The organism is Gordonia sp. SGD-V-85 (genome assembly GCF_001456905.1).
Taxonomy (GTDB): domain Bacteria; phylum Actinomycetota; class Actinomycetes; order Mycobacteriales; family Mycobacteriaceae; genus Gordonia; species Gordonia hongkongensis.
The window spans coordinates 45503-61379 of sequence record NZ_LNQO01000008.1 but is presented as its reverse complement, the minus strand read 5'-3'; the positions used below and the strand labels follow the sequence as shown (position 1 = coordinate 61379).

At 68.6% G+C, this 15877-nt stretch carries 12 protein-coding genes and 1 pseudogene; 3 read left to right on the top strand and 10 right to left on the bottom strand.

Features of this window, described 5'->3' with window-relative positions:
* Positions 1 to 4 precede the first annotated feature (4 nt).
* The gene (locus tag AS181_RS11475) at positions 5 to 871 is read right to left on the bottom strand and encodes an MlaE family ABC transporter permease (protein WP_055476553.1); all 867 of its coding nucleotides are present in this window, start codon (positions 869 to 871) and stop codon (positions 5 to 7) included.
* A 1-nt stretch (position 872) separates the two neighbouring features.
* Positions 873 to 1693: pseudogene (locus AS181_RS11470) on the bottom strand (MlaE family ABC transporter permease).
* A 349-nt stretch (positions 1694 to 2042) separates the two neighbouring features.
* Between AS181_RS11470 and treZ the strand changes: the two are divergent.
* Positions 2043 to 3830, top strand: a complete 1788-nt coding sequence (gene treZ, locus AS181_RS11465) for a malto-oligosyltrehalose trehalohydrolase (protein WP_269434031.1) — start codon at positions 2043 to 2045, stop codon at positions 3828 to 3830.
* A 49-nt stretch (positions 3831 to 3879) separates the two neighbouring features.
* On the opposite strand, the gene AS181_RS11460 is transcribed toward treZ, so the two are convergent.
* Positions 3880 to 4206, bottom strand: coding sequence for a hypothetical protein (locus AS181_RS11460; protein WP_058251736.1), 327 nt, complete (start codon positions 4204 to 4206; stop codon positions 3880 to 3882).
* Between the two features lie 147 nt (positions 4207 to 4353).
* Positions 4354 to 5730: a threonine ammonia-lyase IlvA gene (gene ilvA, locus AS181_RS11455; RefSeq protein ID WP_058251864.1), complete on the bottom strand. Its 1377-nt coding sequence runs from the start codon at positions 5728 to 5730 to the stop codon at positions 4354 to 4356.
* A 233-nt stretch (positions 5731 to 5963) separates the two neighbouring features.
* On the opposite strand from ilvA, the gene AS181_RS11450 reads away from it, so the two are divergent.
* Entirely contained in the window at positions 5964 to 6950 is a 987-nt protein-coding gene (locus AS181_RS11450; RefSeq protein ID WP_058251735.1) for an SMP-30/gluconolactonase/LRE family protein, read from the top strand.
* Here AS181_RS11450 and AS181_RS11445 read toward each other — a convergent pair.
* The 5 genes from AS181_RS11445 to lspA form a co-directional block, all read right to left on the bottom strand.
* Positions 6893 to 7162: a hypothetical protein gene (locus AS181_RS11445; RefSeq protein WP_058251734.1), complete on the bottom strand. Its 270-nt coding sequence runs from the start codon at positions 7160 to 7162 to the stop codon at positions 6893 to 6895. The genes AS181_RS11450 and AS181_RS11445 overlap by 58 nt on opposite strands.
* Before the next feature lie 141 nt (positions 7163 to 7303).
* Positions 7304 to 10846, bottom strand: coding sequence for a DNA polymerase III subunit alpha (dnaE, locus tag AS181_RS11440; RefSeq protein ID WP_058251733.1), 3543 nt, complete (start codon positions 10844 to 10846; stop codon positions 7304 to 7306).
* 219 nt (positions 10847 to 11065) lie between these two features.
* A complete protein-coding gene (locus AS181_RS11435) occupies positions 11066 to 12634 on the bottom strand; it encodes a serine/threonine-protein kinase (RefSeq protein ID WP_058251732.1) in 1569 nt (522 codons plus the stop codon).
* A 98-nt stretch (positions 12635 to 12732) separates the two neighbouring features.
* On the bottom strand, positions 12733 to 13659 hold the full coding sequence (locus tag AS181_RS11430; RefSeq protein WP_055476137.1) for an RluA family pseudouridine synthase: 927 nt from the start codon (positions 13657 to 13659) through the stop codon (positions 12733 to 12735).
* Entirely contained in the window at positions 13652 to 14305 is a 654-nt protein-coding gene (gene lspA / locus AS181_RS11425) for a signal peptidase II (protein WP_231742373.1), read from the bottom strand. Before lspA ends, AS181_RS11430 begins: the two co-directional genes overlap by 8 nt.
* A gap of 40 nt (positions 14306 to 14345) precedes the next feature.
* On the opposite strand from lspA, the gene AS181_RS11420 reads away from it, so the two are divergent.
* Entirely contained in the window at positions 14346 to 15293 is a 948-nt protein-coding gene (locus AS181_RS11420; RefSeq protein WP_058251730.1) for a hypothetical protein, read from the top strand.
* Between the two features lie 71 nt (positions 15294 to 15364).
* Here the strand turns inward: AS181_RS11420 and AS181_RS11415 are convergent, their stop codons facing one another.
* Positions 15365 to 15841, bottom strand: coding sequence for a hypothetical protein (locus AS181_RS11415; protein WP_175404321.1), 477 nt, complete (start codon positions 15839 to 15841; stop codon positions 15365 to 15367).
* Positions 15842 to 15877: the final 36 nt, after the last annotated feature.

Here is a 15877-nt window from a genome sequence, read left to right as displayed (position 1 = left end):
CCCCTCATCCCGATATCTTGATCCCGGGCGACGTGCCCCAGAACACGAGTGTCATGACCAGGTTCGCGAACACGATGACGATGATCGCGAGTCGGATGGCATGTCCGGCAGCAACTCCCACTCCTTCGGGACCACCTGAGGCGAAGTAGCCGTAGTAGCACTGGATGAACGTCGTCAGCAGAACGAAGACGATCACCTTGAAGAACGAGAACAACATGTCCCACGAGACGAGGAACTGGTTGAAGTAGTACAGGTACGTGCCCTCACCCTGACCGCTCTGCAGCATGAACATGAACTGGCAGGCGAGGTAGTTGGCGGCCAGCGACACCGAGTAGAGCGGGATGATCGCCAGGACGGCCGCGCACATCCGGGTGGTGACGAGATACGGCAGCGGCCGGATCGCGATCGCCTCGAGGGCGTCGATCTCCTCGGCGATGCGCATCGAGCCCAGCTGTGCGGTGAACCGGCAACCCGACTGGGCGGTGAACGCGGTCGCAGCGAGCAGCGGTGCGATCTCGCGGGTCGTCGCGAAGGCCGACAGGCCACCGGTCACCGGGGACATGCCGAGCAGGTTGAGGGCGGTGTAGCCCTCGATGCCCACGGTCGCGCCGCCCATGATGCCGAGGATCACCATGACGCCGACGGTGCCGCCACCGACGACGATGGCGCCGTTGCCCCACGCCACGTCGGCGAGCAGGCGCCACACCTCTTTGCTGTAGTGACGGAACGCCAGCGGCACCGCGGCGATCGAGCGGACCAGGAAGGTGATCAGATGGCCCATCGCGGCGAGCGCATCGCGCGGACCGCGGTACACCGCCTTGGCGGCCTCGAGCGGCCGCAGGGCCGGAGGTACATACCGTGACGCGGTCATCTCACACCACCCTCGACGGGAACAGGATCGCGAACAGTTGCGTGAGGATCACGTTCACCGTGAACAGCAGCAGGACCGAGTTGACGACAGCGGCGTTCACCGAGTCGGCCACACCCGCGGGCCCGCCCTTCGTCGAAAGGCCGCGATCGCAGGCGACGATGGCCACGATCGCGCCGAATACGACGGCTTTGGACAACGCGAACATGAGGTCGGCGGTGGTGGCGAAGGACGCGAAGGTGCCGGTGTAGCTACCCGGTGTGCCGCCCTGGAAGTAGACGTTGAAGACGTAGCCGGTGATGAACCCGACGAAGCAGACGAACCCGCAGAGCAGGAAGCTGACCACCATGGTCGCGAGCAGTCGCGGTGAGATGAGCCGTTCGATCGGGTTGACACCCATGACGCGCATGGCGTCGATCTCGTCGCGGATCGTGCGCGAGCCCAGGTCGGCGGCGATGGCCGAGCCGACCGCGCCGGCCAGGAGCAACGACGTGACCAGCGGGGCGCCCTGCCGGATCACGCCCAGGCCCGTCGCGGCGCCGGAGAACGAGGTCGCACCGACCTGACCGGCGATGTTGGACACCTGGATCGACACGATGACGCCGATCGGGATCGCGACCAGGAGCGTCGGGAAGACCGAGGTGCTGGCCATGAAGGCGCACTGTCGGACGAACTCGCCGAACGGGAACCGCCGCTTGAAGAGGTCGACGAGAGGGTCCGGAACACCTCGACGAACATGCCGAGCTGACGTCCGAAGGTGTCGAACGAGGCGACGATGTGGCCGTCGTACCACGACCGAACCGCCCCCGGCCTCTTGCGGCCCACCTCCTAGTCGTCCGAGGTGACTGCGTTAGTGCTCAATCCCTACCCTTGCGTCTCGGCTTACCCGTTCACCGGCCGTCAGGTCGCGATGGCGCGTGTCGTCGCCGACGCGCGTCCTCGTTTCCGCAGAACCCCTCCGCGTGCCCCCCGAGGGCAGAAGCGGCGCGGGTAACATACCCCATTCCCCTCGTCCGAATGTGTCCGGCCTCACACTAGCGCCCGACTGCACCTGTCCGGGGTCCGACATACCTTGCATGATGTGACGAATCCCCCGACCGCTGCCGCTGCTGCCCAGAGCACGATAACTTGGTCGGACGACCAGCGGGAACAAAACCTACCACTTCGTTCCAATGTGGAGCCCTTCCGATCACCGCGATCACTGGGCGAACTCCGGGTCTGGGCGCCGAACGCGCAGGTCGTCGACCTCGTGACGACGAGCGCGACCGGTTCGGCGCAGGTGCGAACGCCCATGTCGACCGCGGCGGACGGTTGGTGGCAGGTCAATGCCATGCCGGCCGGCGGCACCGATGGCGATCTCCGCTACGGCTTCTCGATCGACGGCGGACCACCGCGTCCGGACCCGCGCGCCGTCCGTCTGCCGGGCGGGGTGCACGAACTGTCGGCGTTGTTCACCGTCGACGACGCCGGCTGGACCGACGCCGACTGGACCGGTCGCGACATCCGGGGAGCGGTGGTCTATGAGCTCCACCTCGGCACCTTCACCCCGGAGGGCACGCTCGACTCCGCCATCGGCCGGCTCGACCATCTCGTCGACCTGGGGGTCGACTTCGTCGAGCTGATGCCGGTCAACGCGTTCAACGGGGTTCACAACTGGGGCTACGACGGCGTCGGCTGGTTTGCGGTGCAGGAGACCTACGGCGGACCGGCAGCGCTGGCCCGGTTCGTCGACGCCTGTCACGCCCGGGGACTCGGTGTCGTCCTCGACGTCGTGTACAACCACCTCGGCCCCTCCGGCAATTACCTACCCGACTTCGGGCCCTACCTCAGCGCGGGGACCACATCGTGGGGGTCGTCGGTCAATCTGTCCGATCCGGACTCCGACGAGGTGCGGGCGTTCATCCTCGGCACCGCGCTGCGGTGGTTCAGCGAGTTCCACGTGGACGCACTGCGCCTCGACGCCGTGCACGCGCTGACCGATCACCGCGCCGTTCACCTCCTGGAGGAGCTCGCCGCCGCCACCGACGACCTCGCCGCCCGACTCGGGCGCCCACTGTCGCTGATCGCCGAGAGCGATCTCAACGATCCCCGGATGATCCTGCCGCGCACGGTCAACGGACTCGGGCTCGCGGCACAGTGGGACGACGACATCCACCACGCGATCCACACGCTGGTGTCCGGCGAACGGCAGGGTTACTACGGCGACTTCGGCAGCTACGAGTGCCTGGCGAAGGTCCTCACCGGCGGCTTCTTCCACGACGGCACCTATTCGTCGTTCCGCAGGCGGCACCACGGACGGCCGATCCCGACCGATACCGTGCCCGCGTCGGCGCTGCTCGGCTACACCTGCAACCACGACCAGATCGGCAACCGGGCGATCGGCGACCGTCCGAGCGCCTATCTCGACGGCGGTCAACTCGCGATCAAGGCGGCGTTGGTCCTGCTGTCCCCTTTCACCCCGATGCTGTTCATGGGTGAGGAATGGGCTGCCGCGACGCCCTTCCAGTTCTTCACCTCCCACCCGGAACCGGAACTGGGCCGAGCCACCGCCGAGGGGCGTAAGGCGGAGTTCGCCGAACACGGCTGGGACAGCGACGATGTGCCGGACCCGCAGGATCCGGCGACGTTCGAGCGGTCGAAGCTGGACTGGACCGAACTCGGCGATCCCGCACACGCGCGTGTGCTCGACTTCTACCGAACGCTGATCGCGTTACGGAAAGCCGAAGCGGCGCTGCACGATCCGACCTTCGCGTCGGTGTCCGTCGACTTCGACGAGGCGTCCGGATGGTTCGCGATGCACCGCGGGGACTGGTCCGTGGTGTGCGTGCCCGGGGACGAACCGGCCACCGTGCCCCTCGTACTCGACGTCGAGATGGCTTGGGAGCCGGCCCGTTCCGACGGCGCCGGATTCACCTCGCCGGGCCACAACGTGGTCATCGGCCGCCGCGGCAACGTCTCCTAGCCCGAAGCCGCGTGTACCGCGGCTTCGGGCCATGGATCGGGGGGTGGGGTCAGACGGCGTCACCGCCGTCGATGCTGCCGAAGTCGCCGACCTCGACGTTGCCCTCGTCGTCGACGGCGGTGTCGAAGGTGCCGTCACCGTCGGTGTCGGCCACCGCGATGTCGGTGTAGCCGTCGGCGTCGGTGTCGGCCTCGATGACGTCGATCTCGCCGTCGGCATCGGTGTCGTAGGCGATGGAGTCGGCCTGGCCGTCGCCGTCGGTGTCGAGGATGGCGTCGGTGGTGCCGTCACCGTCGACATCGGTGAGTGCGGCGTCGACGGCCCCGTCGCCATCGGTGTCGATCAGAACGGCGTCGGCGGGGATCTCGGTGCTCATGGGGTTGTCCTTCCAAGTGACGAGGCGCTGTGGTGGTGCACTGCCTCTGGGCGGTTCATGTACTTGGAGGCGGCACCGGATGCGAATGTTCCCGTGGTCTGGTGAGTCATCCGAATGGTCGACGCCGGAGTTTCGCGGCCCCGATTCTCAGGTCAGGTAGGCGTACGCCGGACTACCCGGCTCGAGCCGCTCACAGTGCAGCCGGGAATGGGCCATCCGGTCCATCAGGTCGCCGAGCCCGTCGCGGTGTCCCAGCTCGACGCCGACGAGGGCGGCGCCGGTCTCCCGATTGTTGCGTTTCACGTACTCGAACAGCGTGATGTCGTCGTCGGGTCCGAGAACCTCGTCGAGGAAACGCCGCAGCGCACCCGGCTCCTGTGGGAAGTCGACCAGGAAGTAGTGCTTGAGTCCCCGGTGCACCAGCGAGCGCTCGATGATCTCGCCGTACCGGGACACGTCGTTGTTGCCGCCGGAGACCAGGCACACCACGGTGGAGTCCGCGGGCAGCTGCAGTTTGTCGAGGATCGCGACGGCGAGCGCCCCCGCGGGTTCGGCGATGATGCCCTCGTTCTGGTAGAGCTCGAGCATCGCGGAGCAGATGGCGCCTTCATCGACGTGGGTGATGTGCGCGGTTCCCGGCACGGGGGCGTGGCGTTCGTCGGGTACCACGCGTGCGGAGGGGGCGTCGGTGATGCTCGCCAGCACCGGGTGATCGGTCACGGTCGCGCCCATCTCCGACAGCACCCGGTGCCCGATGGTCCCGATGCGCTTCACCGCTGCCCCGTCGACGAACGGGTCGATCTCGGCGAGGGTCACCGGTCCCCCGTTGACGAGGGCGGCGCTCAGCGACACCGCGCCGGTCGGTTCGACACCGACGATCGTGACGTCCTCGGACAGGCCGCGAAAATAGGTGGCCATCCCGGCCAGGCATCCCCCGCCGCCGACCGGTGCGACCACGACGTCGGGAACACGACCGAGCTGTTCGACGATCTCGTGCGCGATGGTCCCCTGACCGGCCGCGGTCCGCGGGTCGTCGAATGCGTGAATCCACGCGGACCCGGTACGCATCACGTCGTCCTGAGCAGCGGCCGCGGCGGCGTCGTAGGTGTCGCCGACGGCCCTGAGCTCGACGAAGTCACCACCGTGCCAACGGATTCGATCTCGTTTCTGCTTGGGCGTGGTGGTCGGGACATAGATGCGTCCGGGCACCTGCATGCTCCGGCATGCGAACGCGACCCCCTGGGCGTGATTGCCGGCGCTGGCCGCGACGACGCCACGCGACAGCTCCTCGGCGGACAGCTGCGCCATCACGTTGTAGGCACCGCGCAGTTTGTAGGAACGGACGGCCTGGAGGTCCTCGCGCTTGAGGAAGATCTCGGCCCCGGTGTCGGCGGACAGCCGCGGGCAGATCTCGAGCGGGGTACGCGCCACCGCGTCGGCGATACGGATCGATGCGGCTTCGATCGCGTCTACCGACAACGCCTGTTGATGGACCGGGACGTGGTGCGTACTCACGACAGCCATGTTCTCACTGTCTGCCGGTGATCCGATGTCGCGGGTTCCGACGCCCGTCCGCGACCGCGTCGTGGGTCGTGGCATGGCGGCGCCGGACGAATCAGCGTCGCGGCACATTCGCGCACCCGATGGCGTAACACTGGACGGGTGCGTTTGACAGCGGGCCGGACGGGAATCTTCCCGACGACCGTCTCGCCCAGCCATCGCCGACGGCGACCAGCCTCACCGACCAGGGAGCAGCCATGACAACTCGTCGAACCTTCCCACCCCGCACGCGACGCCTGTCGCGACTGGCCGCGCTCGGCGCGGCCGCCGCCCTGGCGGTCGGGCTCGCAGCCGCCGTCGACCCCGCCCCGGCCTCGGCCGCCCCCGTGTGTGCGGGTGCCGGACAGCCGGCGCGACTCGTCGGGTCGGTGCCCGGCGCGGCGCTCGAGGGCCTGACCGTCGACGCCGCCGGACGCCTCTACACCACCGACCTGATCACCGGTCGCGTGTATCGCCTGGCCGGACCGGGCGCACCTGCGGTTCCGATCGCACGCGTGCCGGGCGGGAGCGGAGCGGGCGCGCTGGCGTGGACCCCCGGCGGCACCCTGCTGGTCGGATACGGCGCCGACCCGCGTGTCTTCGTGGGCGACGCGCTGCGACACGCATCCATCGCCCGGCTCGACATCAACACCCGCGCACTGCGGCCCTGGGTGACGGGACTCTCGGCGGCCAACGGGATGGACGTGTCGGCGCGCGGAAATGTGTACGCCACCAACGACTTCGGCAATCTCATCGGTCGGGTGAGCCCCACCGGCGCCGTGCAGGCTGCCTGGGGAGCGCTGCCGAGCGCGAACGGAGCAGTTCTCGGACGCGGCGACGGGTGGCTGTACGTGTCGAGGACCTTCGTGAACCCGGGCGTCAGCCGGATCTCCACCGCGAATCCGCGCGTCGTGCAGAACCTGCTCAACGTCGGTGCGCCGTCGACGCCGGACGGACTGACCCTCGATTCACGCGACCGACCGGTGGTGCCGTTCAACGCGACGGGTGAGATCGTGCGCGTGACGGCGCCCGGAAGCTACTGCGTGCTCGCGACGGGCCTACCGACCTCGAGCGTCGTGTCCTACGGGCGAGGCGACCGCGGGTTCTCGGCCGGACGTCTCTTCCGCGCCGGATTCGACGGACGGATCTACGAGATCCCCGGCGGGTTCGATGCCGGCGCGACGGCCGCCGTCCCAGGCAGGTAGCGCTCGCCCCACCACACCGCGAGCAGCGTCAATCCGCTCGCCCAGGCGGTGACCGCGAGTGAGCCGAGGAGAACGAGGCTGACCAGTGCCACCACGACCGCGGCGGCGACGGCGTGCGCCTTGTGGACCGGACACTGCGCACCCAGGACATCGACGGTGCGGGGCTGTCGCGATGCCGGACGACCGGGGTCGACGTCGATCAGAGTCGCCATGTCGGATCACTCCCTCACTGGCCGGGTGCGCTGGACGTGCCGTCGAGTGTAGCGCAGAACGAACGAAAATGTTCGGCGACCCGAATCCTGGGTCACGGCCGGGTGAAGTCGGTCGAGCAGGCGACCCTCACTTCAGCCGCGTCAACTCAGACAGCTTGGTCCCAGGAGGGCTTTGAGGTCGCCCATCAGCGCCGAACTCGGGGCCACACGTAACGACTCGGTCAGTTTCAGCTGGGTCTGCCGCTTGTCGCTGACGAGCGTCACGTGCACGTCGGCCATGCCGGGATGCCGGGTCAGCACCTGCTTGAGCGCCGCCACGCGGTCGGGGGTGCAGAGTCGCGCCGACAGTGTCAGGGCCACCGGTTTGGTCGCCCCCGCGGTTTCCAGATCCGGCACCGCGAGATCGTTCGCGCTGATCATCATGCTGTCGTCGCGCAGGTTGACGCGCGCCTTGATCAGGACGATGTTGTCGGCGACGATGTCCATCCCGTACGCGACGTAGGCCCGCGGGAAGAAGTACACCTCGACTCCACCGACCATGTCCTCGAGGGTCACTGCGGCCCACGGCTCGCCCTTCTTGTTCACCCGCCGGGTCACCGAGGAGATGATGCCGCCGATGGTGATCTGGGCGCCGTCGGCGACGTTGCCCTCGAGGAGCGTCGAGATCGAGGTGTCGGTGTGCGCGGCGATCGCATGCTCGACGCCACTCAGCGGGTGGCCGGACACGTACAGCCCCAGCATCTCCCGCTCGATGGCGAGCTTGTGCTTGGTGTCCCATTCCTCTTCGGGCACCTTGACCGCGAACACCTCGGCCATCGAGTCGTCGGCACCGCCGGCGTCGCCGAAGAGGTCGAACTGTCCGATCGCCTCGGCCTTCTTGGTTCCGATGACCGATTCGACGGCCTCCCCGTGAACGAGGAACAGACCCTTGCGCGGGTGTCCGAGTGAGTCGAAGGCGCCGGCCTTGATCAGCGACTCGGTCACCTTCTTGCTGCAGGCGGTGACGTCGATCTTGCCGAGGTAGTCGGAGAAGTTGGTGAATTTCCCCTTCTCCTCGCGCGCGGCGATGATCGAACCGACGACGCCGGAGCCGACGTTGCGGATCGCGGCGAGACCGAATCGGATGTCCTTGCCAACCGCGGCGAAGTTCCGCTGCGACTCGTTGACGTCGGGCGGCAGCACGGTGATCCCGAGCTTGCGACAGTCGGCCAGGTAGATCGCGGCCTTGTCCTTGTCGTCGCCGACCGAGGTCAGGAGGCCGGCCATGTACTCGGCGGGATAGTTCGCCTTGAGGTACGCGGTCCAGAAGGAGACCAGCCCGTAGCCGGCGGCGTGCGACTTGTTGAACGCGTAGCCAGCGAACGGCAGGACGGTGTCCCACAGCGCGGTGATCGCGGCCTGCGAGAAGCCGTTGTTGCGCATGCCCTCCGCGAAGCCGTCGTAGGCCTCGTCGAGGATCTCCTTCTTCTTCTTGCCCATCGCGCGACGCAGCAGGTCGGCCTGTCCGAGCGAATACCCGGCGACCTTCTGCGCGATCTGCATGATCTGCTCTTGGTAGACGATGAGGCCGTAGGTCTCCGACAGGATCTCCTTGAGCGGCTCCTCCAGCTCCGGGTGGATCGGCCTGATCTCCTGCAGACCGTTCTTGCGCTTGGCGTAGTCGGTGTGGGCGTTCACACCCATCGGGCCGGGACGGTACAGCGCGAGCACGGCGACGATGTCCTCGAACCCGGTGGGCTGCATCATCTTCAGGAGTTCGCGCATGGCGGCGCCGTCTAGCTGGAACACCCCGAGGGTGTCGCCACGGGCGAGTAGTTCGTAGGTCTTCTCGTCTTCGAGCGGCAGCGAGTCGAGGTCGAGATCGATTCCCCGGTTGAGCTTGATGTTCTCCAGGGCGTCACCGATGACGGTGAGGTTGCGCAGACCCAGGAAGTCCATCTTCAGCAGGCCGATCGCCTCACACGACGGGTAGTCCCAGCCGGTGATGATGGCGCCGTCCTGCGCGCGCTTCCACACCGGGATCGCGTCGGTCAGCGGCTCCGAGGACATGATCACCGCACACGCGTGCACACCGGCGTTGCGGATCAGACCCTCCAGTCCGATCGCGGTGTCGTAGATCTTCTTGACGTCCGGATCGGTCTCGATGAGCGTGCGGACCTCGGCGGCCTCGTTGTAGCGCTCGTGTTCGGGATTGGTGATACCCCAGACCGGGATGTCCTTGGCCATGATGGGCGGCGGCAGCGCCTTGGTGATGCGGTCGGCGATCGCGAATCCCGGCTGACCGAACTGGACGCGCGCCGAGTCCTTGATCGCGGCCTTCGTCTTGATGGTGCCGAAGGTGATCACCTGGGCCACCTTGTCGCTACCCCACCGGTCGGTCGCGTACCGCACCATCTCGCCTCGACGACGGTCGTCGAAGTCGATGTCGATGTCGGGCATCGACACCCGCTCGGGGTTGAGGAACCGCTCGAAGAGCAGGCCGTGCGGGATCGGGTCGATGTTGGTGATGCCCAGCGCCCAGGCCACGAGGGAGCCGGCCGCCGAGCCACGGCCCGGGCCGACCCGGATGCCGACCTCGAGAGCGTGGCGGATGAGGTCGCCGACGACGAGGAAGTAGGCCGGGAACCCCATCTGGATGATGACGTCGAGTTCGTAGTTGGCGCGCTGCAGGTACTCCTCGGGCACCTCGGTGCCGGCGAAACGGCGCTCCGCGAGTCCCTTCGCGACCTCCTTGCGCAGGAACGTCTGCTGCGTCTCGCCGTCGGGCACCGGGAAGACCGGCATCCGATCGCGGTGGGTGAAGACCTCCTTGTAGGACTCGACGCGTTCGCCGATCTCCAAGGTGTTGTCACACGCCCCGGGGACGATCGAGTCCCACTGCTCGCGCATCTCGGCTGCGGACTTCAGGTAGTAACCGTCGCCGTCGAACTTGAACCGGGTCGGATCGGAGAGGGTCTTGCCGGTCTGCACGCACAGCAGCGCCTCGTGCGCCGCGGCGTGTTCCTTGGTCACGTAGTGGCAGTCGTTCGTGACGATCGGCTTGATGCCCAGCTTGCGACCGATCTCGAGCAGACCGTCGCGCACACGCCGCTCGATCTCGAGCCCGTGCTCCATGAGTTCGAGGTAGAAGTTGTCCTTGCCGAAGATCTCCTGCCACTTCGCCGCGGCCTCGAGCGCCTCGCGGTCGTGGCCGAGCCGGAGCCGGGTTTGCACCTCACCGGACGGGCATCCCGTCGTCGCGATGATCCCCTCGGCATGCTCGGCGATCAGGTCCACGTCCATCCGCGACCACTTGCCGAGCTGCCCCTCGATCGACGCGAGGGACGACAGCTTGAACAGGTTGCGCAGCCCGGTCGCGTTCTCGGCGACCATCGTCATGTGGGTGTAGGCACCCGAGCCGGAGACGTCGTCGCTCTTCTGATCGCGGGTTCCCCACTGGATTCGTTTGGTGTCGAATCGCGAGCCGGGGGCGATGTAGGCCTCGATGCCGATGATCGGCTTGATGTCGTTCTTGACCGCCGTGTTGTAGAACTCACTGGCGCCGAACATGTTTCCGTGGTCGGTCATGCCGATCGCGGTCATCCCCAGACGTTTGGCCTCGGCGAACAACGGGGACACCTTCGCCGCACCGTCGAGCATGGAGTACTCGGTGTGGTTGTGCAGGTGTACAAACGAGTCCGTCACGGCGCCTCTTCTGTCGAGATCAGTCGGTAGATGTCGGGTCAGTCGTCAGATGTCGGTTCGGTTGGCGGTCATCGGCACCCGGGAGAGTGCGCCCGACGGCGGTCGGGCGGGTCCGAGTCCGGGTCCACTCTAGGCGCGTGCACCGACACCGCCGGGCTCCCACTCCGCGTCGTGACGGATGGGACAGCTGTGGTAGCGGAGCCGGTTCACTCACCGCGCTCACAGGGCCATGAACACGATGACGATCGCGACCAGCAACACCACGGCGACGATCGCCAGCACGATGGGTAACCGGTTCGACGACGACGGCTTCGGTGCTGGTCCCACCGGTCCGGCGAAGCCCCGGGGACCTTGACCGGGCAGCCCGCCGGGTCCCGCGGCATCCAGGCCGCGCGGCGGGGTGCCGGCCGGTGTCGGGCCGACGCCGCCCAGGCGGCTCCGGTCGGGCCGCAGGTGGTCGTTGCTCTGCCGGAACGGATTCGACGGCGGACGCTGCCACACCGCCGGATCGGCACCGGTCGTCGGCCTCGATCTCGGGCCGCGCCCGGGCACCCGCGAGCCCGGCGCGGGGCCGGAGGACGGCGTGGCGGCACCCGGTGGGGCGTTCGGCGGACCGCCGCGCGCCGGGGCCGCGCGCTGCGTCGCTTCATGTGCCGGGTCCACGTTCGCCGCTGGACGGCCGGGCCCGGGTCGGCGGGGCTCGGCCGGCCCCGGCCGTGATCGACGTTCCGCGGGTGGTCGGTCGGGGGTCGCGGCGCGACCGGCGGGCGGCGGTGTCGGCCGGTCGGACCGTCCCGGCATGTCCGGCGCGCGCCGACCCGGGACGGCGCCGCCGGCCATCCGACCGGGGAGGCCGCGAACCGTCTCCGCGTCGAGGTCGGCGGCCGACCTCGGCCGCACGTTCCGCAGACCCGTCGCCAGCGCGTCGGCGAACTCCCGGCAGCTGGCGAAGCGCTCGTCGGGGGACTTCGCCATCGCACGCGCGATGACCGCGTCGGCGTCGGGCGAGAGTCCGGGCACGAGCTCGGAAACCCGCGGTACGGGTTCTTTCAGATGTGCTCCGATGACGGCGCCGTTGTCGCGGTCGTCGAAGGGCACGCGTCCGGTGAGCAGGTGGAAAGTGGTGGCCGCCAGCGAATACTGGTCGGTCCGGCCGTCGAGTCGACGACCCGTCAGCTGCTCCGGCGACGCGTACGACAGCGTTGCCAGGACCGTGCCGACCGAGGTGAGCGCCTCGGTCTCGTCGGACAGTTTGGCGACCCCGAAGTCGGTCAGCAGGACCCGCTGCTCGTCGAACGACGAATCCTCGTCGACCTCGGCGAGCAGGATGTTCGCGGGTTTCACATCGCGGTGCAGCAGTCCGCGCCGGTTGGCGTGGTCGATCCCCCGCGCCACCTCCGACACGATGTGCACCACGCGCCGCGGGGCGAGGCGGCCGCGTCCGGCGAGTTCGCGCGCACAGTCGGTACCCGGGACGTACTGCATGGCGATCCAGAGCAGATCGGCCTCCGCCGACTTGTCCGGCCTCGACGCCACCGGCACACTCGCACGTCCGCGGTTGAACACGGTGACGATGTTCGGGTGGTCGAGCGTGGCCGCGACCTCCGCCTCACGCAGGAACCGCCGGCGAAAGTTGCTGTCCGTGAGCCCGGCCGAGGCCTTCAGCACCTTCAGGGCGTCGTACCGGGGCAGCTCCGGATGCCGGGCGAGGAAGACCGCACCCATGCCGCCGCTGCCGAGTACCCGTTCGACGCGGTACCCGGCGACGAGGGTTCCCGGCTCGAGCACTCCCCCAATCTAGCGGTGTGTCTCGGAAATAGTCGATCGAACGGCCTGGTCGCGCGAGGCCTCAGGCCCGCTCGCTCCGCTCCCGGCGCCTCGTGAGGTCAGGTCGCGCGCAGGACCTCGAGCGCGTGCTGCAGGTCCTCGGGGTATGACGAGGTGAACTCCACCTGTCGGCCGTCGGCCGGATGGGCGAACCCGAGCGACCGCGCGTGCAGCCATTGGCGTTCCAGACCCAGCTTCTTGGCCAGCACCGGATCGGCGCCGTACGTGGGATCACCGCAGCACGGATGGTGGAGGGCCGAGAAGTGAACCCGGATCTGGTGCGTGCGACCGGTTTCGAGGTGAACGTCCAGCAGCGACGCCGACGCGAACATCTCCAGGGTGTCGTAGTGGGTGACACTCGGTTTGCCGTTCGCGGTCACCGCGAACTTCCAGTCGTTGCCGCGGTGCCGGCCGATCGGCGCGTCGATGGTCCCCGACGGCGGATCGAGGTGCCCCTGGACGAGCGCGTGGTAACCCTTGTGCACGGTCCGCTGTTTGAACGCCCGCTTGAGCAACGTGTACGCCCGTTCGGACACCGCGACCACCATGACCCCCGACGTGCCGACATCGAGACGGTGGACGATCCCTTGACGTTCGTGCGCTCCCGAGGTCGAGATCCGGAAACCCGCAGCCGCGAGGGCCCCGATGACCGTCGGGCCGCTCCAGCCCAGCGAGGGATGCGCGGCGACACCCACCGGCTTGTCGACGACGACGATGTCGGAGTCGTGGTAGATGACCTCGAGGTCCTCGACCGGGGTCGGCTCGACGCGCAGCGGCTCCTCCGGTTCGGGCAACGTGACGTGCAGCATCGTGCCCGCGGCGAGTTTGTGCGACTTCCCCACCGCCACGCCGTCGACGACGACGTCGCCCTCCTCGGCCAGAGTGGCGACGACGGTGCGCGACAGCCCGAGCATCCGGGAGACACCGGCATCCACGCGCATCCCGTCGAGGCCGTCGGGCACCGGCAGGAACCGCGATTCACGCATGCGCGCCGCCCTCGGTGCCGGCGGGATCGCGCTGCTCGCGACGGGCCGCCCAGCCCGTGCGGGTGCCGTCGTAGTCGAAACCGAGCGCGGAGAGGACGACCAGGAGGATCGCACCGCACACCACCGCGGAGTCGGCGACGTTGAACACCGGCCACCACCCCACCGACACGAAGTCGACGACATGGCCCTGAAGTGGTTGCGGGGCACGGAAGATGCGGTCCGTCAAGTTGCCGATGGCGCCACCGAGCACAAGGGCCAGACCCGCCACCCACCACCAGGAGCGCAGCCGGCTGCTGTAGCGGATGATCACGAGCACGACCACCAGGGCGATGATCGACAGCACCCAGGTGTATCCGGTGGCCATGGAGAAGGCCGCGCCGCTGTTGCGGACCAGACGCAGCGTGACGAAGTCGCCGATGATCTCCACCGGGCGCATCGGGTCGATCGCGGCGACGGCGATCGACTTCGTCAGCTGGTCGAGTCCCAGGACCACGAGCGCGACGCCGAGCACCACGATCGTCGCCTTCGGCACCCGACGGCCGGGACGTGCGGCGGCGTCGATGTCGCCGGGTCGCCGGTCGGCCCCGGGTTCGACACGGTCGTGCGGGTCCACGTGCTCTCGATCCGTCAGGGGTTGGTCATCCACAGCATCATTGTCCACGACACGTCGAATACGCTGGCTACCCGTGTCCCCGCATCCCCGTCGCCTCCGGTCCGTCGTCTCGTCCATCGGGGCGGTGACCGCGCTGTCCGTACTGGTCGCGGGATGCGCATCGGGTCCCGACGAGACGCCCGGCGCTCCGGCGGCGAGCACATCGGCGGGCTGCAGCACCGACTCGCCGTCCCGCGCCGCCGGTGCGGCGCCGGTCCCGATCGCACCGGCGACGGTGACGATCGTCGACGCGGGAACCGGGGAGCGCCGCGTGCCGACGACTGCGCCGGACGTCGCCACCGCCCAGTCGGTGACCCTGGTGACGACCTCGGAGGTGGCGTCGCCGGGCACCTCGGACGCCCAGACCGTCGAGATGCCACTGACCGCGCGGTTCGGGTGCGCCGACCCCGCCGACCTCGAACTCGACCTCGGCACGGTCACATCCCCCGACACGACCCTGAACGACGAACTGTCGGCGATGACCGGCGCGAAAGCCGGTCTCACGCTCGGTCCGGGCCTGGCGCCGGTGTCCCTGCGGATCGCGCCGCCGGAGCCGGCCGGCGGCGAGGCGCGACTGGCGGTCGAGCAGGCGCTGGTGTCGGCGTTCAACGCCGCGGTCGTGCTCCCGACCGAACCGATCGCGGTGGGTGCGACGTGGCGGAGCGAGCGGGTGATCGCGGCCGCGGCGACCGTCACCCAGACCATCGAGGCACGGCTCACCGGATGGGACGGCAACCGGCTGACCATCGAGTACACCGCCGACGAGACCCCGGTGAACTCGGTGTTCGCGATCCCCGGCGGCAGTGACAGCCTCACCATCAGCCGCTACAGCTACACCGGTCAGGGGTCGGTGACCGTCGACCTGACCCGCGGGCTGCCCATCGCCGGCGAGGCCACCTATCGGGGCGCCCGCGAGTTGGTCGGTGCGGACCCGAACCGGCCGCTGGTACAGCGGACCGGACTGTCCGTCACCTGGCGCTGAACGCCGACGGCCCCGGGTCACCGACTTCGGTCGGCGACGCGGGGCCGCGGATCATGCTGTGCGGCGAGTGGTCAGCTCGCAGGAGCGCACATGGCGCTCTCGACCTGGTAGAGGCCGAGGAGGTTGCACACGGTCTCGTTCGAGAGCTTCCAGCGCCCGTCGTCGAAGACGATGGTCGACTCGGCGTTGGTCGGCGGGTTGCCCGCGGTCTCGATCCGGACCTTGACGCGGGCCTTGTTGGGTCCGGCGCTGATCACGGGGTTGACGAGGACCCAGTCGACGTCGGAGTTCTCGGCACGTGCCTTGACCAGCTCGTCGAAGATCGCCGGGTCCTTCTCCGAACCCTCGACCAGTTCGACCTTCTCGGCCCGCGGGATGTCGGGGTCGACGGCCTGATCGACCATCTCGTTGAGGGCGGCGATCGACGGCGGGTTGCTGCCGTCGGTGATCTCGGAGCCATCGCCGCTCGCGGCGGCGGTGGTGCTGGTGAGCGTCGGTGCGGGCGGCGCGTCGGCGTCGTCACTCCCGCAGGCCGCGACGGTGGTCATCAACGCGGCCGCGATCATGGTCGCGCCCAGGAATTT